Genomic DNA, 20,745 nt, shown 5'->3' on the forward strand with positions numbered 1-20,745 from the left:
CTTGGCCTCCCCCTTTGTTTCTTGAGTTTCCATCAGCTGTGCATCTTGGCTTGGGCCCACTCAAACCAAGATGTTCCAAATCAAGGGTGATAAGAATGAATCGTCTCGTTGTTCTGGGCAGTGTCAATGCGGACCATGTATTGCGCGTCCCTCATTTTCCTCGCCCCGGTGAAACCCTGACCGGCCACAGCTATCAGGTGGTACCGGGTGGCAAGGGGGCCAATCAGGCGGTGGCTGCCGCACGTCTCGGCGCCCTTGTTTCCTTTATTGCCCGCATCGGTGATGACGCCATCGGCCAGCAGATGCGCCAGGGTTTCGAGCAAGATGGCATAGACGTCAGTGCAGTAGAACTCGATGAGACCTTGCCCACCGGCATCGCCATCATCTATGTAAGCGACGAGGGGGAAAACAGCATAGGCATCTCCGCCGAGGCCAACGGCGCCCTCTCTCCTGCCATGGTCAAACGGCATGAAGCCATGATTGCCGATGCCCATACCCTGCTGCTGCAGCTGGAAGTGCCGCTTGAAAGCGTGTTTGAAGCCGCCAAGCTGGCTAGATCCCACGGTACCCGGGTGGTACTCAATCCGGCGCCTGCCCGCCCGCTCCCGGCCGAGCTGTTGGCGCTGGTGGATCTCATCACCCCCAACCAGACCGAAGCCGAGCTGTTGACCGGCGTCAAGGTGAGCGACGAGGCCAGCGCGGCTCTGGCGGCCGACCGCTTCCACCAGATGGGAATAAGCGATGTGATGATCACCCTGGGCTCCCAAGGGGTCTATTGCAGCAACGCCCGACAGCAACAGCTCATCCCGGGGTTTCGGGTTGAGGCAGTAGACACCACGGCCGCGGGCGATACCTTCAACGGCGCCCTGCTGGCCGCCGAGCTTGCCGGTGCAGACTTCAACGCCGCGGTGCGCTTTGCCCACGGCGCGGCGGCGCTTTCTGTCACCAAGTTCGGCGCCCAGAGCTCGATCCCAAGCAAGGTTGAGGTCGACGCCTTCCTGCTTGCCCAGACTGCGCAGGGGCACTGATGGCCAACATCAAGGAGGTGGCGGCGCGGGCAGAGGTCTCCACCACTACCGTCTCCCATGTCATCAACGAGACCCGCTTCGTGGCACAAGAGACCCGTGAGCGGGTCTTTGCCGCCATGCGCGAACTCAATTATGCCCCCAGCCTGGTGGCCCGCAGCCTCAAGGTGAAGGAGACCAACAGTATCGGCATGCTGGTCACCACCTCCAGCAACCCCTTCTTTGCCGAGGTAGTGCGCGGGGTGGAGCGCTACTGCTTCGAGCAGGGCTACAACCTGATGCTGGGCAACACCGAAGGTCAGGCCGAGACGGCGCTCTCCTACCTCAAGATGATGTTGCGCAAGCGGGTCGACGGCCTGCTCATCATGTGCAGCGAGGGGCAACAGGAGGTGTTCAACCAGCTCGACTGGCTCAAGAGCCTGCCCGTTGTGGTGATGGACTGGGGTATGGAGAGCAAGGACGTGGACCTCATCGCCGACAACTCCCATCGCGGCGGTTATCTGGCCACCCGCCATCTGCTGGCGCTCGGTCACACCGATGTCGGTTGCATCACGGGCCCCCACAGCCGAGCCCCCGCCAATCAGCGACAGGCTGGCTTTGAGCAGGCGATGCAGGAAGCGGGTCTGACCGTCAATCCGACCTGGATCCAGGAGGGAGATTTCGACTGTGCCAGTGGTTTCAATGCCATGCAGCGCCTGCTGGCCCAGCCCAAACGGCCAAGCGCCCTGTTTATCTTCAACGACATGATGGCCATGGGGGCCATCAGTGCCGCCCATCAGGCGGGGTTGAACATACCGCAGGACATCTCCATTGTCGGTTATGACAATGTCGCGCTGGCGCAGTATCTGTCGCCGCCACTCACCACCATCAATCAACCCAAGGAGGAGCTGGGTCGCCTCGCCGTTACCCGGCTGCTGGCACGTATCAATGGGGTGACAGTGGATAACCACCTGATCACCGTTGATCCAGACCTGGTGATCAGACAATCCTGCGCGCCCCTCTTCCCTCGCCCATGATCCAAAGCAACAAAAGGCAACACCTTGGTGTCGCCTTTTGTTTCAAACAACGGCTCGGATCCCAGCCGCCGGATTAAGGCTCACGCATCTCCATCCAGTTGTGACCCTCTATCTGTTTGGGTTGATGCACGCCGCAGCGCTCCAGCAACTCGTCAACGAAAGCGGGTACCAGCAGGGAGGCCGGTCCATAGCGCTTCTCGTCAAACTGGCTGCCCACCTCGCTCGGTTCCAGGTTGAGCTCTATGGTATGGGCACCGTTCAGCCCGGCCTCATGCACGAAGCCGGCAGCAGGGTAGACGGCCCCCGAGGTCCCGATGGAGATGAAAAGGTCGCACTGGGCCAAGGCGCCATAGATGCGATCCAGCCCCAGCGGCATCTCGCCAAACCAGACCACGTGCGGGCGCAGCGGCTGGGGGAACTGGCAACAGGAGCAGAGTTCATCCTGATGGAGATCGCCGCGCCATTCGATCACCTGGCCCGACTCGGGACAGCGGGCCTTGAGCAGCTCTCCGTGCATGTGGATGAGGTTTTTGCTGCCCGCACTCTCGTGCAGGTTGTCGATATTCTGGGTCACCAGGGTGACAGTGCCAGGCAACAGGCGCTCGAGGCGGGCCAGGGCATAGTGGGCAGGATTGGGATGGATCTGCGGTTGTTGCAGCTGATGACGGCGCGAGTTGTAGAACCCCTGCACCATGGCGGGATCCCGGGCGTACCCTTCCGGGGTCGCCACATCCTCCACCCTGTGCTCTTCCCACAAACCGTCACAGGCACGGAAGGTCTTGATGCCGGATTCGGCAGAAATACCGGCGCCGGTAAGAATGACGATGTGTTTCGCTGATTGCACCATGACTGCTTCCCTCTGATCCCATACAAGGCTGACCTTAGCACAGGCTGAAAAGGCAGCCTATTCACCCTTGGTCTTATGAGGATACCCGCTTCACAGGGAATCGAGCACGCTCAGATCGAGCCGGACAAACACCAGCTCCCGCCCCGTCACCAGGGTGAGCGGCAGCCCCAACCCACGCAGGAGCGCCAGCATGGGGCGATTCTGGGCCAATACTTCTGCGGTCCACTCCCGAATGCCCTCGGCGCGCGCCAGCAGTGCCAGCGCCAGCAGAATGCGTCTGCCCGCCCCCCTGTGCTGGAAGTGATCGGCAACCAGACAGGAGAACTCGGCCCGATCCGGGTGCAGCCGCCGACGTATGGACTGGGCCTGGGCCAGCGGCCGCCCCTGACCATCGGTCAGCAGCAGCGCTATCTGGGGGGCTCTGGGATAGTCGAGAAAGAAGGCCAGTTGATCATCGGTAGCCGGCTGTTTTGCCCGCATGAAGCGCAGGTAAATGCTCTGCTCGCTCAACGCCTCGTAGGCGGCTCTGATCGATTCCGGATCGGCGCCAGCCAGCTCCTGCAAGCGGCAGGGGACCCCGCCTACTTCCATCATCAGGGGCAAGGAGGCCCGTGACGTCGGATGCAGCCAGCCAGTCAGGCTACGTCGCAAACGCGCCTCATCGGGGGGCCAGCAGAGGTAACGGGGCACGGGTTACCAGCGCCCCGTCATGCCGCGATCGCGCCACAGGGTACTGTCGAGCAGGTTGAAGGGATCATCCAGATAGAGGGCAATGCCAAGCTCTCTGGCCCTATGGATGAAGCGGCCCAGCAGGGAGTCCGCCGTCATGGCCTCGAGCCCCGGGAGCAGGCTCTGCCCCAGCAGCAGGTGCTGCAATGGCACCCTCTCCAGCAAATCAAACGGCATATGCTGGTCATTGTCGAGCAGCAGCGCAAGCTTGACGCCAGCCAGACTGGCTTGCAGCACCAGTGCGAACCGCTCGGCCTGGCTGAGCAGGTGATCACGGCGGTGAATGACCAGGGTCAGTTCAGTGGCATCTCGCCCCTGTCTGCCCAGCCAATCCCGCACCAGCTCCCACCGTGGCGGCAAACCTGTCACCGCCAGCCAGATGGGCAGCGGAGATGGCGGGTCGGACAAGAGCCCGAGCAGCCCCTTCTCGTCCCCCTGCCAGCTGCGGACGGTACGGCGCAAGCCACTAAGCCGCTGTTGCCGCTGTGGCCCCAGATAGAGCGCCTTGAGCAGCCGCAGCAGATCATCGCTCAACAGCGGTTTGGCCAGGGCGGCCACCACATTGAAACCCGCATCGTGCAACAGCCGGCGGGCCCCGTCGATCAGGGTCTGATCGTGGGCCGACAGCAGTATGATAGGCAGGCCGCTTTGCTGATATTGAGGCTGGCTCATCAGCAGACCGATGGCATCCTGCTCCACCAGGCTGAGATCGCTGATGAGTAGCTTGACGCCTCCCTGTTCCAGGGCCTGGATACAGGCATCGCCATCCTGCACCCATTGGCAGGACAGACCCAATCCCTGGATCTCCTGCTGGATATGGGCGCCTTGAAACGGGTGATCCTCCAGCAACAAGATCTGCATCTGTGCCAGCCACTGCAGCCACTGCTGGTACCTGTCATGGACCCCTGTCAGCCAGTCATCCGAGAGGCGATAGATGCCATCGCTCTGGTTCATCAACTGCGGCAAATAGTCGGCACCGGCGTGTGAGGCGGGATCAAACAGGGCGATGGCACCGGCAGCGAACAACCCCTCCCACGGCCAGCGGGCATCGGGTTGCGTGCGACGCAAGGTGGCAAATTCGGGCAAGGTAACGGCTTTTGCCGCCTGATAGGCCACTCCGTCCAGTGCATAGAGGGTCACCGGGTAAAAAAAACGCTCCTGGGTCTCTTCCGAGTTCAGCAACGCCAATAACTCTTCATCTGTGATGATCATGTCAGACTCTCTCACCTAATCGCCGGCAGACTTCATCCAGAGCGTGCCGCAGCGGGGACATCAGGGGTTGTTGTGGATCCCGTTTCCACTGTTCGATCACCTGGATCAGCGGGGTGGCGCCCACCATTTTGGCCGCCCCCTTCATCTTGTGTAAAGCCGCATCAAGCGCTTCAGCATCTCCTTGTGTGATGCACTGTTCAATGTCAGCCAGATCTTGACGAGTTGCCTCCAGATAGAGGTTTATCAACTCGCGGCTCAGAGGAGGCAGTGCCGGCTCATGCCACCCGGCCCCCATTTCCTCGCCTGCGGTGCTGGGAGAGGGTACGGACAAAAAGACATTCGTGTCCGCAAGCCTTGGCACGCTGCGCAGTAAAGTGGCCAGATCTTTAAGCAGCAGGGGCTTGTCCAGATGTCCTCGACAACCGCAGCTGGCCAGTCGCTGCGCCGCCTGCTCGCTGAGATCGGCGGTGATAACGTAGGCAGGCAGATGATGCCAGCGCGCAGAATCCCGCAACTGCTGGCACAGCTGGGCACCATCCATCACTGGCATCTGCAGATCGGTCAGCACCAGATCCACGGTTTCGTGCTGCAGGATATCGAGCGCCAGCCGACCATTGGCCGCACTCAGTACCTCGGCCCCCAGCTGGGTCAACTGCATGCTGATCAACACCCGATTCACTTCGTGATCTTCAACCAGCAACACCCGCATCCCCTGCCCCGGCAGACTCATCTCCTCCAGGGCAGAGGACACCAGCCTGGGCTGCAACAGGCTGACCACAGAGCCTGGCACCCAGGGCTCACCCTGCCAGTCCCAGTAACGCAGACCCTGATCATCTTCGGCGGCGCGCAGCAATGGGCCAGCGGGATCCTCGGTCAAGCCGAGCTCGCCAAGCCAGGGCACGAGATAGGCACGCTCCGCATCGTTCAGCTGGATATTGACGCTGGCCACTCTCGGTTGCCAGCGCGGCATCTCGTGCAGCAGCACCAAGGGCAAGCTGCAGGTGAAACGGCTGCCCCCGAGAGGACGCGGTTCGACCCGGATCTCGCCACCCATCTGCTCCATCAGCTGGCGGCTGATGGCCAGCCCCAATCCTGTGCCCTGAGCCCTGGGCTGACCCTCCTCTCCTCCCTGCTCGAATGGCAGGAACAGGCGAGGCAACAGATCGTCGCTGATACCCGGCCCGTCATCATCCACGCCGCACAGCAGACGATTGCCTTGACGGCGTGCCCACAGCACGACTTCACCTGCACAACTGAACTTGATGGCATTGGCGAGCAGATTGTGCAGCACCTGCTGCACTCTATGGGGATCCAGCTCCACCTGGGCGGGCAGGTGATGGTCAATATCCAGTCGCAGCTGCAACCGCTTGGAGCGGGCCTTGGACCAGTGCACCGCCGCCACATGCTCACACAAATCAACTAGGTCGGTTGGCTGGGGAGAGAGCGCCAGCTGCCGGTTCTCGTTGCGGCTGAAATCGAGCACATCGTTGAGCAGACCGAGCAGCTCGTCCCCAGCCTGTCTGACATGGGAGAGCGCTGAGTGCTGCTCCGCTGACAAGGGGGTGTGATTGAGCCACTCCAGCAGCCCCAGAATGGCATTCATGGGAGTACGAATTTCATGGCTCACCGCAGCGAGGAAGCGCCCCTTGGCCAGGACGGCCTGTTCGGCCCGCTCATGAGATGCCTGCAAGGCACGCTCCTGCTCGACCCTGGCGGTCACATCCTGCACCACACCGTAAACCCGCCACCCCCCTTCCTGCTGGCTGCGGCCACGACCATAACATTGCAGCCAGCGCGTGCCCTTGACCGGATGTTCATAGCGCAGCGCGTAGGAAAAAGGTTGGCCGGCATGCAACATGGCCAGCATGGGCGCCCGCATCTCGCGCCTGTCCTGATGTACAAGACGACTGAGTGCGCTGTCGGGATGGCGGCGGATCTGCTGGCTGGCCAGGCCCAGCAGCTCGTAACTGCCACGGCTGATAAATTCGACCCGGGTTATTTTCCCCTGCAGCAAGAGGAACTGGATGACGACGCCGGGCACCGTATTGGTGAGGGCGCGCAGACGTCGCTCGGCCTGATGCAGCAAACGCGTACGCTCGCGCAGGGCGCTGATGTCGGAGAGCGCGATCAGATCCCCCGCCAGATCCCCCGCCGGCGCCTGTTTGCCCAGTCGCAGCGGGATCTGGGCATAGGAGAACACCTGATCGCCGAGGGTCATTTCCCCTTCGGTTCCCTGCAACTGGGACGGCGGCAGGCTGAGTTCGGCCAGATAGCGGGCTTCCAGCCGTTTGGCCTGCTTGTTGCGCTTGATGATCTCCCCCTGATCATTTCGCAGGAAGACGGGCACAGGCAGTGCCTGGAACAGGGACTCCCTGAACTGACTCTCCATTGCCAGCGTCTGCTCCATCTCCTGACGCCGGCTCACTTCTCGCGCCAGCTGCTGGCGGGAACGCCAGATCAACCAGATGACACCAGCACTGATCAGCAATGCAAGCAACACGGATCCCAGCCAGATGCCATAGCTGACGCCACTTTGCTGGGTCAGCACCAGCTGACGCCAGCGCTGGTTGAGATCAGCGTTCTGCTGGCTTGTGATGGTCATCAGACTCTGCTCCATCACACCGGCCAGCCTGGGGCTGTGGTGACTGATGGCAAACCCTAGCCCGAAACGATCCGGCAGCTCCTTGATATCCAGTCCAGCCAGCAGATTGTTGCGAAGCGGATATTGCAACTGATACAGCTCGGCCAGCATGGCCTCCGCCCTGCCCGCCTGTACCTCTGCAATGCCTGACTCAAGGGTCTGGCTCTTGCGCCACGCATGCTTGCCAAGACGGGCCAGCATGTCGGGATCATAGAGGCTGGCGGGCACGACTACCTCACCCTTGATCTCCTCAAGTCGATCGAAAGACCGCAACTTGCGGCTGACCAGGGCATAACGACTGGCTACCACGATGCGAGTGAAATCAAACTCGCCAGTCAAGGCAGGTGTCTCCAGCAGACCCGCCATCATGTCTGCCTCGCCACTGCGCAGCCTGGCCAGGGCGTCTTCGGTGTCCTTGACTGGCACCACATGAAAAATCATCCCGGTCTGCTGGCTCACCCGGCGCAGCACATCGGCACTCCAGCCCCTGAGCTGCCCCTGCTTGTCGATGCCGCTATAAGGCATCAATGCAGGGTTCACCACCAACTTGACGGCACGGGAGGTACCGACCAGCCAGGCCTGCTCCTTGTCGGTAAAGTGCAAGGGGTTGATGTCCTGCTCTCCCTGCTCCAGATAGCGCTCGAGATCCTTGTAGACGCCCCCGGGCGGCATATAGCGGATCGCCATGTCGACCAGCTCCCTGAGCTCTGGCTTGTCGCGCATCATCAGCCGATAGCTGAGCACCAGCTCATCACTGCGCAAACGGCGCAGACGCAGTCCCACATCCGGGTATTCGCGCATCAGGTAACGCAGTTGCAGGTAGTCGCCGAGATAGGCCGTTCCCTTGCCCGCCACCAGTGACGAGTACCAGTTGACGGCATCGGTCAGGACCAGCTGGGTCGAATGGGGATAGAGCGTTTTGAGCACCTCGCTCGCCTGCCAAAGGGGTGACACCAGGAAGGTGGCACGCTCCAGCTCACCCTTGTACAGAATGGCGGACTCGGCTTCCAGCAGGGCGCGACTGAGCGCCATGCCAGGCAATGCCTGCCGTGAAGGGCCTATGTCAGGAATGAGATCGCAGCGCCCCGCCAGCAGGGCCTGCTGAACCGCGGGCCAGTTTGGCAGCTTCTCGTGCAGCAAGGGCACCGGCAGCTGTTCGGCCAGCCGATCCAACTGGTCGATGAGCAGCCCCCCCGACTCCTCGAGATAGGGCGGCCGGATCAGGGCGGGGTAACAGATGGTCAGCGAGGTGAGAGTGTCGGCATACGCCTGGGTTGCGGGGGACAGAGGCAGCGTCATGGCCTGCACCGGCATGGCCAGCAACAAACCGAACAATAGGTTGGATTTCATCATGAAAAAGTAAAAGCCAGGCGTTTGCCTGGCTTTTGGTCACTCGTTGGGTTCAACATTTTCTACCCTGGCCTTGAGTTTCTGGCCAGGCCGGAAGGTCACCACACGACGGGCACTGATAGGAATATCCTCTCCTGTCTTGGGGTTGCGTCCGGGACGCTGATTCTTCTCACGAAGGTCAAAGTTACCGAAGCCTGAAATCTTGACTTGTTCACCACGCTCAAGCGCCTGTCTGATTTCCTCAAAGAAGGCTTCCACCATATCTTTGGCTTCACGCTTGCTCATCCCGAGTTGGGTGAACAGGTGCTCTGCAATGTCGGCTTTGGTAAGCGCCATAGATCAATCCCTCAAGGATGCATTCAACTCTTCACCAAGGGCCCGCACGACATTGTCTACGGTCTCGGCAATCTCTTTCTCCTCCAGAGTGCGCTGGGTGTCTTGCAATACAAGACTGATGGCCAGGCTCTTCTTGTCCTCGGCCATACCAGCACCCTGGTATACGTCAAACAAGTTTATTCCAACTACCTGATTTCCGCCAACTTTTTTAATTACTGCGAGGACATCACCGGCCAGAACCTGACGGTCTACCACCACGGCGATATCACGACGGTTGGCTGGGAAGCGAGAAACCTCGGCAGCAACCGGCACCTTGGCAGGGATCAGCTTGTTCAGTTCCAGCTCGAACATGATGGCCCGGGTCTTGAGACCCAGCTTCTTCTCGAGGCTCGGGTGGATCACGCCGATATGGCCGAACACCTCGCCATTGCGCAAAATGGCTGCGCTCTGGCCCGGGTGCAGGGCACTGTGCTCGGTACGCTCGAAGCTGAAAGTAGCTCCTTCGGCGGTCAAGTCCAGCACAGCCTCCAGATCCCCTTTCAAATCAAAGAAGTCAGCTGCACGGCTCTTGATGTCCCAGTGCTCGTCGCTCTGGTTGCCGGTGATGATACCGGCCAGCATCGGCTCCTGACGGATGCCGTTCTCGGCGCTCGCGTCCTTGATGAAACGCAGACCCTGCTCGAACAGACGTACCCGCGGCTGCTGACGATTCTGGTTGTAGACCACCGCCTGCACCAGACCTGGGAACAGAGAGACACGCATGGCGGACATCTCGACCGAAATCGGGTTCGGCAGCACTATGGCATCGCTTTGCGGATAGAGCAGTTGCTGCGCTTTGGGATCGACGAAGCTGTAGGTGATCGCTTCCTGGAAGCCGCGGTCAACCAGCAGGTCACGCACCCGCTTGAGGGTCACCTGCCCTTCTGCCTGCTCCACCATCGCCAGAGAGGCAGCGGGTTTCAGGTTCGGGATATTGTTGTAGCCGTAGATGCGAGCCACTTCCTCGATGAGGTCTTCCTCGATGGCGATATCGAAACGCCAGGAGGGTGCCAGCGCAGTCCAACCGTCAGCATCCACAGTCACTTGCATGCCGAGGCGAGTCAGGATCTCGACCACCTGAGCATCAGCCACGCTGATACCGATCACTTTGTCGAGCTTGGTGCGACGCAGCTTGATGGGGGCCGCTTTGGGCAGATGGGCATCGGATTTGACCTCGATGACCGGACCGGCTTCGCCGCCGCACTCTCCGCCACAAATGTCCAGCAGCAGACGGGTGGCTCTGTCCATCACCTTGGCTTGCAGTTGTGGATCGACCCCGCGCTCGAAGCGATGGGAGGAGTCGGTGTGCAAACCGTAAGCGCGAGCACGACCTGTGATGGAGAGCGGCGCGAAGAAGGCGCACTCCAGCAGGATATCAGTAGTGGTCTCGGAAACACCGGTGCGATTGCCACCGAAGATACCGGCCATGCAGGCAGGACCTTTGGCATCGGCAATCACCAAAGTGCTCTCTTTGAGCTTCACTTCGTTGCCGTCGAGCAGGGTCATCGGCTCATCAGCACAGGCGCGACGCACCACCAGTTCCCCTTCCAGGGTAGCCAGATCGAAGGCGTGCATCGGCTGACCGTATTCCAGCAGCAGGTAGTTGGTGATGTCGACGATGGCGTCGATGGAGCGAATGCCGCCACGGCGCAGCTTCTCTTGCATCCAGAGCGGGCTCTTGGCTTGCAGGTTCAGCCCTTTGATGACGCGGCCCAGATAACGGGGGCAATCGGCTGGCGCCTCGACCCGGATCGGGAAGGTCGCATCACAGGTGGCAGCAGCAGGCGCCCAGGTCGGCTCAACCACGTCCACGCTGTTGAGCACGCCGATTTCACGGGCGAGCCCCGCGATACCGAGGCAATCGGCACGGTTCGGAGTCAGGTCCACATCGATGGAGACGTCGTTCAGATTGAGATAGTCGCGGATATCGGTGCCGATGGGAGCATCGCCCGGCAGCTCGATAATACCGTCCGCTTCCACGTCAATGCCCAACTCACTAAAGGAGCAGAGCATGCCGTGGGACGGCTGACCGCGCAGTTTGGCTTTCTTGATGGTGAAATCACCCGGCAGAGTCGCCCCTACTTTGGCCACGCACACTTTCAAGCCGGCGCGGCAGTTCGGCGCGCCGCAGACGATGTCCAGCAGCTCGGCCTCGCCCACGTTGACTTTGGTCACCCGCAGCTTGTCGGCGTCCGGATGCTGGGCGCATTCGACCACTTCACCCACGACCACATTGTTGAACTGGCCAGCCACCGCTTCCACGGCGTCCACTTCCAGACCAGCCATGGTGATCTGCTCGGCCAGTGCATTGTCACTCAACTCGGTGCGGACCCACTCCATCACCCAGGATTTACTGAATTTCATGTTCTCTCGCCCTTACTTGAACTGCTTGAGGAAGCGCAGGTCGTTTTCGAAGAAGGCACGCAGGTCGTTGACCCCGTAACGCAGCATGGTCAGGCGCTCAACGCCCATGCCGAAGGCAAAGCCGGAGTATTTTTCCGGGTCGATACCGACCGAACGCAGTACGTTCGGGTGCACCATGCCGCAACCCAGCACTTCCAGCCACTTGCCGTTCTTACCCATCACGTCTACTTCGGCACTCGGCTCGGTGAACGGGAAATAAGAAGGACGGAAGCGAATGGTGAGATCTTCCTCGAAGTAGTTGCGCAGGAAGTCGTGCAGTATGCCTTTGAGCTCGGTAAAGCTGGCATGCTCGTCAACCAGCAGGCCTTCAACCTGGTGGAACATTGGCGTGTGGGTCATGTCGTAGTCGTTACGATAGACGCGGCCCGGCGCTATGATGCGGATCGGCGGTTGCTGATGTTCCATGGTGCGGATCTGCACACCCGAGGTGTGGGTACGCAGCATCAGATCGGGATTGAAGTAGAAGGTGTCGTGATCGGTACGTGCCGGGTGATGAGCCGGAATGTTCAACGCATCGAAGTTGTGGAAGCCATCTTCAATTTCGGGACCGCGTTCCACCTTGAACCCCATCTCGCCAAACAGGCGCTCGATGCGTTCAATGGTGCGGGTTACCGGGTGCAGACCGCCATTCTCGATGCGACGGCCCGGCAGGCTGACGTCGATGGTCTCGGCGGCCAGCTTCTGGTTCAGCACGGCGACTTCGAGCGCTTCACGACGCTCGTTCAGCGCATCCTGAACCTGCTGCTTGGCCTGGTTGATCACGGCGCCCGCTGCGGGACGCTCTTCGGCGGACAAGGCGCCCAATGTCTTCATCTGCTCGGTAAAAAAGCCTTTTTTACCCAGATATTTGACCCGGATTTCGTCGAGGGTCGCAACGTCGTTGACGCCCTCAATATCGGCCTTGGCCTGGCCGACTACTTCTTCAAGCTGTTGCATGTCTTCCTCGTCACCACTCCCGAAACAGGAGCCTGTTAGGCTAAATAAGGTCAAGAGGGGAATAATACAAAAAAAGCCCCTTCGCTGACCATAGTTAAGGTGGCCTTTTCTCCCTAGAAATCATTTTGTTATCGGGGAAGAGGCTGACCTTATCCCCTCTCCCCGTTAAATATGGGGAAACAATACTAGTTTGTTGGCATATGATGAAATCATGTTGCAGATACACAGAGGTAACAGTCGGGTCTGACAACAGAACAGGATAAATTGCAGACAACAAAAAAGGAGGCCTGAGCCGCCTTGATATACCACAATAAAAACAATCACTTAGATAATAATCAATGAGTTGGGTACTACAGGGGGTGACGCTTGGTCACCCCAGATGACCCTGTTTGGGGCAATTTGTGGACATTTTGTCATGTGGTGGGCAGCGGATTTTCCAGCGGGTTGAAGCGCACAGCATCGCTCAGGTAGTCCGGTGCGAAGTGGGCATAGGTCATTGTCTGCTGAATGTTGTGATGGCCCAAAATTTTTTGCAGCGCGAGGATGTTTCCCCCCGACATCATGAAATGTGATGCAAAAGTGTGCCGAAACACATGCACCGCCTGCCCTGCTGGTAGATCCGGTGCCACTGACTTGATCACCTCACGCACCAACATATAGTCGAGGCCACGGAACAACAGGCCCCGGTTTACACCGTTTGTTATCTCTTTGGTCAACTCGGCAGAGATCGGCACGGTGCGGTTCTTGCCATTCTTGGTATTGATGTAGGTCACCCGACTAGCCAGCACATCCTCGCGGCGCAGATTGGCCGCCTCACTCCAACGCGCCCCCGTGGCCAGGCAGAGCTTAACCACCTTCAGGTTATCCCCCGATAGCGCGGCCAAGACTTCGCTGATCTCTTCCTGGGTCAGGTAGCCCATCGACCGCTCAACCAGTTTGACCTTCTTCATCTCTTTGAGCGGATGTTCATGGTGGTAATGGCCGAGATCAATGAGTACCGAGAACACCCCACCCAGCATCTCTTGCTCACGGTTGACCGTCTTGGGCTGACGGCCAACATGCAGTCGCTGCGCCCGATACTCGGAGAACAGCGCCCGGGTCAATTGCCTTGCCAGCGGATGGCGCAAAGCAGCATCTATATTGTGGAGTTTTTTTCGCACCGCCTCCCCTGCTTTCAGGGTCTGGCCGTGGTAACGCCACCAGAGCTCGATAAGCTCAGAGAGCGGCCTGTTGTCTGCCGGGCGATCAACCCACTCTTTATTATGCTCGGTGGCGATCACCCAGCGCTCGAACTGCTGGGCCTCGGACTTGGTTTTGAAGCGCTTGCGGATCCGCTTACCCCCCCTCCCCTGCGGGCGGATGTCAACCAGGTAGCCCTCGGGCGTGGACTTGATGCTCATCGCCCCTCCTTATATAGGAAGGTGCTCACGCATCCCCGCGGCCCACACATCGACACCGCCTCCAACCACTGCATTCTCACGTTCATTACACCTCCATCAAAACACTGTGATTTTATACAGCATTACGAGATAAATTTCAGTGTTTGACTTAGGTTTAGGCATACATGGAGAATTGAAAATGACAAGACATATAGGGGAACAAAGGAAATTTTAAAAAGATCTGGTTCAATAAATCGATGCCATGGAAGTGTTAGCCAACTGTTAGTTAACTATCCTGCCCTTCTAATCAAGCATTGGGTTTGTTCATATCTTAAGAATAGCTAGTGAAAAAACTCATCTTAAATAGTATGTTTATTGAGATAGTAGAAGTTCAACAACAAATTGTAGATTCCAAACTATTATAGAAAGCACTGTGTACACAATCGCAGTGAATGCACCGACAATAAATAATGTGATCAATCGTGATGTTAACGGCTCTATAAAGCGCTGTATTCTATCTTCACTTGATGAGTATTGCTGTAATACTGTCAGCCATGTTCGACTTTCTTTATACGAAAGAGTCGCGTCACGCCAATGAATAAAAAGTGTAACGAAACACGTGATGGCTAGATATATGGAAATACATTTCAGCATTAAACCTGCTTCATTGCTTGACAGCAATTCATGTATCTGTTTTCGGTCAAACTTACCAATAAAAGACATAGAGATGAATAGTAAAACACCTAATGTATCCCTAGCTAAAGAACCAATCAAATCTCTTACTTTTGCAGCATATAAATCCGCTTGTGATTTCATATCCTTCATTATTTCACGCAGTTCTTTATAATATGAGTCCTTGCGTTCCAATATTACAAAAGCATAACTTTCTCTAGCTTGCTGTAGAGAAAAATCAATATTTTCACAAACATTTGTCAAAAAACATTTTTCTAAGTTTGCGTCAATTGACAAGCGATCAGTAATTAGCTGCAGTCGTGTTTCCGCTCGCTCTGAATAAATCCACCTTATGGCATTCATAATATAATTAAAGCAATCTATTGAAATTAAAGCATTCTTAGAACATAGCTTTAATGTTACCTTTTTTGCCCCTCGAATGGTAACAAAGTAATTTCCATTCTCTTTTTTTATTTCTTGAGCAAGACATGCCAGCATAACTTCAGATAGCTTTTTTATTAGAGGTATAATGTCATCACCACGGTAATTCCCCCATGTTAAGGAGAATAGTTCAGGACATACTCTGATGCCGTCAGAACTGTTTGTACGAATAAGACCACTAATATCACTACTGTTTGGAAAGTCAGCAATAGAGAAATCTAATATTTCTTCTTGACCATATGGAACATACCAGACTTCATTATTCCCGAATGCTGTTTCGAGCCCAACAATAACAATTGTTGTTTTCTTATCTAACTTAAAGGAAGATGGTGAGTCGAATCTGAAGGGATCATAATCAGTAATTATTTCATTAAATGAGGGAAGAGATAAGAAAATATATTTACTCTCATTCTCTCGGTAACTTACATCAGAAACAAGCGCGGCTTTACTGAAAAACAGAATCCATTCTTTTCCATCCAAGTGATCATCATCAAAATCATCTTCATAGAAATAATCATTTGCGCATCTTATGTTTGGCACAGGGATTTGCATTTCTTTGCAGACTTCATAAAACGCAGAGAAACAAAGACGAATTGACTCACTAAGATTATCACCAGAAATCCGCACTCGAACAGACTCCTCACAATAGCTCTGTGATAATGATTTAAATCTCTGTAATATTTCCAGTAATTTAGTTAAGTCTCTCACGCCAATTCACCATTACCTAATTGTTAGCTTACTCGTTTTTATTGTTATAGTTGATGAGCCATCCTCTAATGTTTTCACATCTATATTAGCAGCATCTGCAGGACCTTCATAATATATAGTAACCCCTTCTTCTGTCAGATAAACCTGCTTTCTATCTTTAAGGGTAATTGCCTTTGGCTGAATTGCAAAGCTTTGGCCAGCAATCCCCTCTTCAACCAGAGTGTTTCTTAATGATGAAGCTGCACGTTCTCTTCTTGCGGGATCAGAATCACGGATAATAGTTTCAATAAATCTATCCGTATCAAAAATAAGGTTGTCGAGTAGATAATTAAGAGAACGACCGGCCAAGGTATTTGCATCTTCCCCATCAGCTAAAAACTCAAGTGGTAATGCTTTAGCCCAACGTCTAGCTACACGGTGTGCTTTCTGGGTTAGAAGTGTATTAGTCAGCCGAGGATCAACACTTAAAAATTCTCTAAAGTAGTCACTTAACTCTGGTTTTTTCGTTCTGTCGTATGCCAGAACATGCCAGGCAAATTGATTTGACACATCAATGAGTGCACTTTTTTGTATTGTATCCTTTCTTTCACCTAAACTATTCTCGTTTTCGTCAATTTTTGCGATCCGTCGTCCATCACGTTCAACAAAACTATATTTGAACGATGATTGTTTATCCATTTTAACTAAGAAAATAAATTTACCAACCTCACTTTCTGAAATATTATAATCAACTTTACACACAACAAATATACCAGATGACATATTCCCGCTGTGATGCTTAGAAAAATCAGCCGTCACCTCTTGAGAAAACTGATTAAATGCTAGTGCATGCTCTGGGTCTTCTAAGTTGCCGATTCGTTTTTTAAGAGAAACTAAAGAACTAGTAAAAACATATTGAGTGCCTGACGTAGCATCTTTTATTCTATCAAGAAAAAACTGCTTTTGCCGTTCATTTAGCAAAATTTCGTCGAGATAGACAACGCCATCATTTTCTTGCTGGGTTTCCACATCAATTATATGAAAAATAAAATCTGTAATTCTAAAGCTGTTTTTTTTATTATCAGAAATACTCGATTCTATTTGCTGTGTCATATGTGACGCTCTCTAATTTATGTATTTATTGCTAAGCTAGTCGCTAGCTCCCAAAAAAATCTAGGGCGCATTAGCGCCCTGTTTGTCTTTTTCTATATGATCTGTGTTCAACCATCACGCCGATGATCTGAATGTTTTGCCGGTCGGAATGCATGGTGGGGAAATCGTCGTTGAGGGGAACCAGTTCAAACACCTCTTGCCCCTTCTCGTCGATGCCCCGGGGCCGATACTTCTTGAAGGTGGCCTCTTCGCTGCCGTTATTGGCAACGACGAAATCCCCTGGTTGGGGCGCTTCGTCAGGGTCGACGATGATGAGGTCACCTTCTTTGAAGAAGGGTTCCATCGACTTGCCACGTAACCAGAGGCCGAAACCACAAGGGCCGACATCCACCCCCGCCGTCACATACTCGACGTTGCCATCGAAGGCAGTGGCCTGCTCGCACATCTCGTGCCAGTGGCCGGCCTGGACATAACTCAACACAGGCACGCGCGTTCCTTGCGGGATCACGGCCAGTTCAACGTTGTGATAACCAGGTATCTGCGGCTCTCCTGACGAACTGTGAGCATCCCCCTCGCCTGTCAAAAGCCAGTCAACCGTTACTCCCAACGCGGCGGCTAACTCATTGAGGTAGCGACCATTAGGCGTGTTTTCTCCCCGCTCCCATTGGCTAATGGAAACGCGTGATACACCAACCCGTGAGCCGAGAATCTCTTGGCTATACCCGAGTCTCTTACGTGTCTGCTTGATGCGTTCGTTTATTTTCATGTAAGCAATCTTACAAGTTGCTTTCGTAGGATTTCTTGTCTTTTTTGTAAGTTTTTCCTTGCATTTATACTTCACCTAGCTTTACATTTGCTTTCGAAAGTAAACCTTACAAGGTGGAGTGTGATGAAGAAAAAAGACGCAATTGACCACTTCGGTGGGGCTAACAAATTGGCACAGGCATTGGGTTGCAAGCCTCAAGCCATTTCTCAGTGGAGTGACCTTGTTCCCCAAGGCCGCGCTTACCAAATCGAGGTCCTGACCGGCGGCAAGTTAAAGGCCGACTCACGCAGTACCTCGCAACAACCCACCCCTTGTGTTTGAACCCCCTGAGAAGGATTCACCATGGTTACTCGAATCAAAACCATCCGTATCCCCAGCGACGTAAGCCAGTTGCCGCTTGATTACCCCTTTGGCAATCGCGTCAGCGAAAGCCTGGAGGAGTACGCCAAGCGCCAAGGCATGAGCATTGGGGCTATCAAGAAACGCGCCGACCGCGGCCAGTTGCCCATCTTGCAAGACGGTCCGGGCGCACCTCGCGAGGTCAACCTTTACGCCCTGTTCCTGCAGGCCCGTTATCAGGCCGAGCGCTACGTCACCATGACGCTCGCATGAACCTGCAGACACCATAACGGGTCAAGGAGAACCTCGCATGTTTACCGAATACGCCAGCAAACATCCGCACTGGATCAGCGCCTGCCAACGCTTTGCGGCCAGTCACAACATGGCCGAGATCGCCCAACGGGTCGGCATGAACCCGCAGCTCCTGCGCAACAAGTTAAACCCCGATCAGCCCCACGAACTCACTGTGGCCGAGCTGATTGCCATCACCCAGGCAAGTGACGGCGATGAAACCCTGTTCGATGGCGCCCTGTTTGGCTGTGGCTTGACGGCCGTTGCCATCCCCCAGGCAGAACGGGCCCCTTCCCTGCCCCATCAGGCGATCGACCTGAACGCCAAGATCGCCAGTATTGGCCAGCGGGCGCTGGAGCTGACCGAACGCGGCCGGATCACCCGCTCTGAACGCAACACCTTGGTGAGCGTGGCCACCTCGGCCATGGGGTCACTGGCCATCTTGATCCATGACGTAGAAGCCCGCTTTCAAGCGATACCTGCCCTGGCCTGCGCATCAGACATTCTGATGCAGGCCGCGACCATGTAAGGGGGAACCCATGCAACAACAAATCAACCACGACGAACGTAACCTCGCCGGCCTAACCCCGCAGGAACAGGTCGCCATGAACACCGCGGGCTGCATGCTGCTTCGCGAGATTTTCGGCAAGACCCGCTCCTGCTTGGATACCGACTGGCTGGCTATCAGCGCCGCCAAGAAGGCCGCCATCTGCACCATCGCCCGTCAGTCACGCGGCCAGCTGATGACTGCGACCCTTTCCACCCTGCCACATTCGCAGCGCGAGGCAATCCGCTTGGCGGTACTGGCGCTGGATTATCAAGGGGAATTTCGTGGCGGCTGTGACAGCAAAGTATGGCACCCGGCACCGGTGAGAAAACCGGTTAGCGATATCGAGAGATTGAAGAGGGAGAGAACGAAAAGACTGGAACTGAAACAAGCCGTTCTGGCCGCAAACCAGATGACACAACAAGGCCCGCGACCCATCGGGCAATAAAAAGCCCGCTTAACGGAGCAGCAACTCCAAGCGGGCCTTCATCAACCACCAACGAGGAAGTCGACATGACAACTTTAGCGATCCCCTGCGCCCTGCGCAACCTTCGCATCCAGCAACGCAAGCTGACGGGCCGGTATGGCGCCCGTCTGAGCCAACACCCGGACGGCGTGGCGCTTATCGAACGCTCCACTGCCCTGGCTTGGGCCTCTCTGTTTCACCGCATCAACCCCTGCACCGCTCAACAAGGAGCCTGACCATGACCGCACAACCGACCCAAATCAACCTGCTCAACCATCATGCCGCCAAGCGCCTGCGCCAGTTGCGGGAGCGGTTGGCACTGAGCCGTCCCAAGTTTGCCGCGCTGCTGGATATCCCCCCGACCACGCTCAAGAACTACGAGCTGGGATACCGCGAGATTGGCGGCGGCCTGTTCCTGCTCATTGCCAACCATGCAGACCTGAAACAACACCTCGACTGGCTGCTGACCGGGCAGGCCCCCAACCAGATAGCGGAGGCCTGACCATGGCCGCCGTTACCACTCGTCACACCGAACCCACTATCAAGGCCGCCAGTGCCTACTTAGCCAGTCGCGGTTACATCAACTGCGGCACCACCTGGCTGCGCGGCCAGCACGGATACGCCCGCATGGAGCGTCTGACGTCTGGCGCTATCCGCATCGTGGAGGGGATCGCATGAAAGGTCTGTTTAACCACATCCATCCGCAGGCGGCCATCGCCGCCCTGCATGAGCTGTCGACCCGGCTGCAGGGCCATACCCGGCATTCTTATCTCTACCGTGGCTCGGAAGGGAACTCCCTTCGAGCTCAAGCCCAACAAAACCTGCGCTGGCATCAGCTGTTTCGCGCGCTGAATCAAAGGGAGCTGGCATGAGCATTGACGCCATTCATATCGCCCAACGGGCCGAACTGGCCGTGTTGCCGCTGTTGACCGAGCTATTGGCCAGCGGCGAACAGGAGAACCGTATCGCCCTGGGGGATCTCTACTCGGGCGACCAATACATCCAGGTGCAATTGATCGTGACCAGTAAACAAGAGGATTTGCTGGATGACGACTCCGTGATGGGGGACGAGGCATGACAGCTGACCTGTTTGAACTGGAGGCCCCAGTTGATGACGTGGGCGGCGGTGAAGCAGGCCCAGCCCATATGCAGCCACCGGCATCGGTCAGTCAGCTGACCAAGCACTGGCAAGCGACGATGGACGAGTACCTCATCGCCCCGGAGAACGGCGAGGTGGCGGAGCTGCTGGCACTGGGTGCGATCCGCGCCTTGTACTGGCTGGCGCTGGGCTGTGGTGAAGCCGCCCTGGCGACCACCATCGCGAACTGGTGGGCCGATGTATCGCCCATGCATGGCCTGGGAGAAACCATCAAATGAACTACCGCCTGATGTCTGAAATGGCAATGAGCATGGGTGCTTGGTGGGAAGACCTGCGGGGCGCCAGTGCGCGCCTGCGTGGGTACCAGCGCCTGCTCATTGAATGCCGCCA

Annotated in this window: 23 protein-coding genes; 12 read left to right on the plus strand and 11 right to left on the minus strand. The window is 56.3% G+C overall.

Annotated features, from left to right (window positions below):
- The first annotated feature begins 95 nt into the window (after positions 1-95).
- Together rbsK and AACX78_RS12700 are read left to right on the plus strand one after the other, a co-directional pair.
- Positions 96-1,028, plus strand: coding sequence for a ribokinase (gene rbsK / locus AACX78_RS12695; RefSeq protein ID WP_159166405.1), 933 nt, complete (start codon positions 96-98; stop codon positions 1,026-1,028).
- On the plus strand, positions 1,028-2,041 hold the full coding sequence (locus AACX78_RS12700; protein ID WP_159166406.1) for a substrate-binding domain-containing protein: 1,014 nt from the start codon (positions 1,028-1,030) through the stop codon (positions 2,039-2,041). Before rbsK ends, AACX78_RS12700 begins: the two co-directional genes overlap by 1 nt.
- Before the next feature lie 73 nt (positions 2,042-2,114).
- On the opposite strand, the gene cobB is transcribed toward AACX78_RS12700, so the two are convergent.
- From cobB to AACX78_RS12755, 11 genes are all read right to left on the minus strand, one after another.
- On the minus strand, positions 2,115-2,888 hold the full coding sequence (gene cobB / locus AACX78_RS12705; protein ID WP_159166407.1) for a Sir2 family NAD+-dependent deacetylase: 774 nt from the start codon (positions 2,886-2,888) through the stop codon (positions 2,115-2,117).
- Between the two features lie 90 nt (positions 2,889-2,978).
- Positions 2,979-3,578 (minus strand): GNAT family N-acetyltransferase, encoded by a 600-nt coding sequence (locus tag AACX78_RS12710; protein ID WP_159166408.1) that lies wholly within the window; start codon positions 3,576-3,578, stop codon positions 2,979-2,981.
- A gap of 3 nt (positions 3,579-3,581) precedes the next feature.
- Positions 3,582-4,829 carry a response regulator gene (locus AACX78_RS12715; protein WP_159166409.1) on the minus strand — a complete coding sequence of 416 codons (1,248 nt, stop codon included), beginning with the start codon at positions 4,827-4,829 and terminating at the stop codon, positions 3,582-3,584.
- 1 nt (position 4,830) lies between these two features.
- Positions 4,831-8,805: an ATP-binding protein gene (locus AACX78_RS12720; protein ID WP_201302948.1), complete on the minus strand. Its 3,975-nt coding sequence runs from the start codon at positions 8,803-8,805 to the stop codon at positions 4,831-4,833.
- A 54-nt stretch (positions 8,806-8,859) separates the two neighbouring features.
- Complete coding sequence (ihfA, locus tag AACX78_RS12725) at positions 8,860-9,156, minus strand: integration host factor subunit alpha (RefSeq protein ID WP_005300715.1); 297 nt, start codon at positions 9,154-9,156, stop codon at positions 8,860-8,862.
- Positions 9,157-9,159: 3 nt separating this feature from the next.
- A complete protein-coding gene (gene pheT / locus AACX78_RS12730) occupies positions 9,160-11,559 on the minus strand; it encodes a phenylalanine--tRNA ligase subunit beta (RefSeq protein WP_159166410.1) in 2,400 nt (799 codons plus the stop codon).
- 12 nt (positions 11,560-11,571) lie between these two features.
- The gene (gene pheS, locus AACX78_RS12735; protein WP_159166411.1) at positions 11,572-12,555 is read right to left on the minus strand and encodes a phenylalanine--tRNA ligase subunit alpha; all 984 of its coding nucleotides are present in this window, start codon (positions 12,553-12,555) and stop codon (positions 11,572-11,574) included.
- Between the two features lie 413 nt (positions 12,556-12,968).
- Positions 12,969-13,955, minus strand: coding sequence for a phage integrase (locus AACX78_RS12740; protein WP_159166412.1), 987 nt, complete (start codon positions 13,953-13,955; stop codon positions 12,969-12,971).
- Between the two features lie 351 nt (positions 13,956-14,306).
- Positions 14,307-15,755 carry a hypothetical protein gene (locus AACX78_RS12745; RefSeq protein WP_159166413.1) on the minus strand — a complete coding sequence of 483 codons (1,449 nt, stop codon included), beginning with the start codon at positions 15,753-15,755 and terminating at the stop codon, positions 14,307-14,309.
- Positions 15,756-15,767: 12 nt separating this feature from the next.
- Positions 15,768-16,847 carry a nucleoid-associated protein gene (locus AACX78_RS12750; RefSeq protein ID WP_159166414.1) on the minus strand — a complete coding sequence of 360 codons (1,080 nt, stop codon included), beginning with the start codon at positions 16,845-16,847 and terminating at the stop codon, positions 15,768-15,770.
- Between the two features lie 70 nt (positions 16,848-16,917).
- Entirely contained in the window at positions 16,918-17,613 is a 696-nt protein-coding gene (locus AACX78_RS12755) for a LexA family protein (protein WP_159166415.1), read from the minus strand.
- Positions 17,614-17,736: 123 nt separating this feature from the next.
- Here AACX78_RS12755 and AACX78_RS12760 point away from each other — a divergent pair, with 123 nt between their 5' ends.
- The 10 genes from AACX78_RS12760 to AACX78_RS12805 all read left to right on the plus strand — a co-directional run bounded on the left by AACX78_RS12760 (position 17,737) and on the right by AACX78_RS12805 (position 20,633).
- On the plus strand, positions 17,737-17,934 hold the full coding sequence (locus AACX78_RS12760; RefSeq protein ID WP_103472454.1) for a Cro/CI family transcriptional regulator: 198 nt from the start codon (positions 17,737-17,739) through the stop codon (positions 17,932-17,934).
- 21 nt (positions 17,935-17,955) lie between these two features.
- Positions 17,956-18,225 (plus strand): DNA-binding protein, encoded by a 270-nt coding sequence (locus AACX78_RS12765; protein WP_159166416.1) that lies wholly within the window; start codon positions 17,956-17,958, stop codon positions 18,223-18,225.
- Between the two features lie 37 nt (positions 18,226-18,262).
- A complete protein-coding gene (locus AACX78_RS12770; protein ID WP_159166417.1) occupies positions 18,263-18,772 on the plus strand; it encodes a phage regulatory CII family protein in 510 nt (169 codons plus the stop codon).
- 10 nt (positions 18,773-18,782) lie between these two features.
- Positions 18,783-19,238: a hypothetical protein gene (locus AACX78_RS12775; RefSeq protein ID WP_159166418.1), complete on the plus strand. Its 456-nt coding sequence runs from the start codon at positions 18,783-18,785 to the stop codon at positions 19,236-19,238.
- Between the two features lie 65 nt (positions 19,239-19,303).
- Positions 19,304-19,492: a hypothetical protein gene (locus AACX78_RS12780; protein ID WP_042871655.1), complete on the plus strand. Its 189-nt coding sequence runs from the start codon at positions 19,304-19,306 to the stop codon at positions 19,490-19,492.
- 2 nt (positions 19,493-19,494) lie between these two features.
- Complete coding sequence (locus tag AACX78_RS12785; RefSeq protein WP_159166419.1) at positions 19,495-19,758, plus strand: helix-turn-helix domain-containing protein; 264 nt, start codon at positions 19,495-19,497, stop codon at positions 19,756-19,758.
- Between the two features lie 2 nt (positions 19,759-19,760).
- A complete protein-coding gene (locus AACX78_RS12790) occupies positions 19,761-19,934 on the plus strand; it encodes a hypothetical protein (protein ID WP_201302844.1) in 174 nt (57 codons plus the stop codon).
- Positions 19,931-20,128 carry a hypothetical protein gene (locus AACX78_RS12795; RefSeq protein ID WP_159166420.1) on the plus strand — a complete coding sequence of 66 codons (198 nt, stop codon included), beginning with the start codon at positions 19,931-19,933 and terminating at the stop codon, positions 20,126-20,128. The genes AACX78_RS12790 and AACX78_RS12795 overlap by 4 nt, the downstream gene beginning before the upstream one ends.
- Complete coding sequence (locus tag AACX78_RS12800; protein ID WP_103472448.1) at positions 20,125-20,334, plus strand: hypothetical protein; 210 nt, start codon at positions 20,125-20,127, stop codon at positions 20,332-20,334. The genes AACX78_RS12795 and AACX78_RS12800 overlap by 4 nt, the downstream gene beginning before the upstream one ends.
- The gene (locus AACX78_RS12805) at positions 20,331-20,633 is read left to right on the plus strand and encodes a hypothetical protein (RefSeq protein ID WP_159166421.1); all 303 of its coding nucleotides are present in this window, start codon (positions 20,331-20,333) and stop codon (positions 20,631-20,633) included. Before AACX78_RS12800 ends, AACX78_RS12805 begins: the two co-directional genes overlap by 4 nt.
- The last annotated feature ends 112 nt before the right edge of the window (positions 20,634-20,745 follow it).

This window comes from Aeromonas sp. 9A, assembly GCF_963900955.1.
Taxonomy (GTDB): Bacteria; Pseudomonadota; Gammaproteobacteria; order Enterobacterales; family Aeromonadaceae; genus Aeromonas; species Aeromonas salmonicida.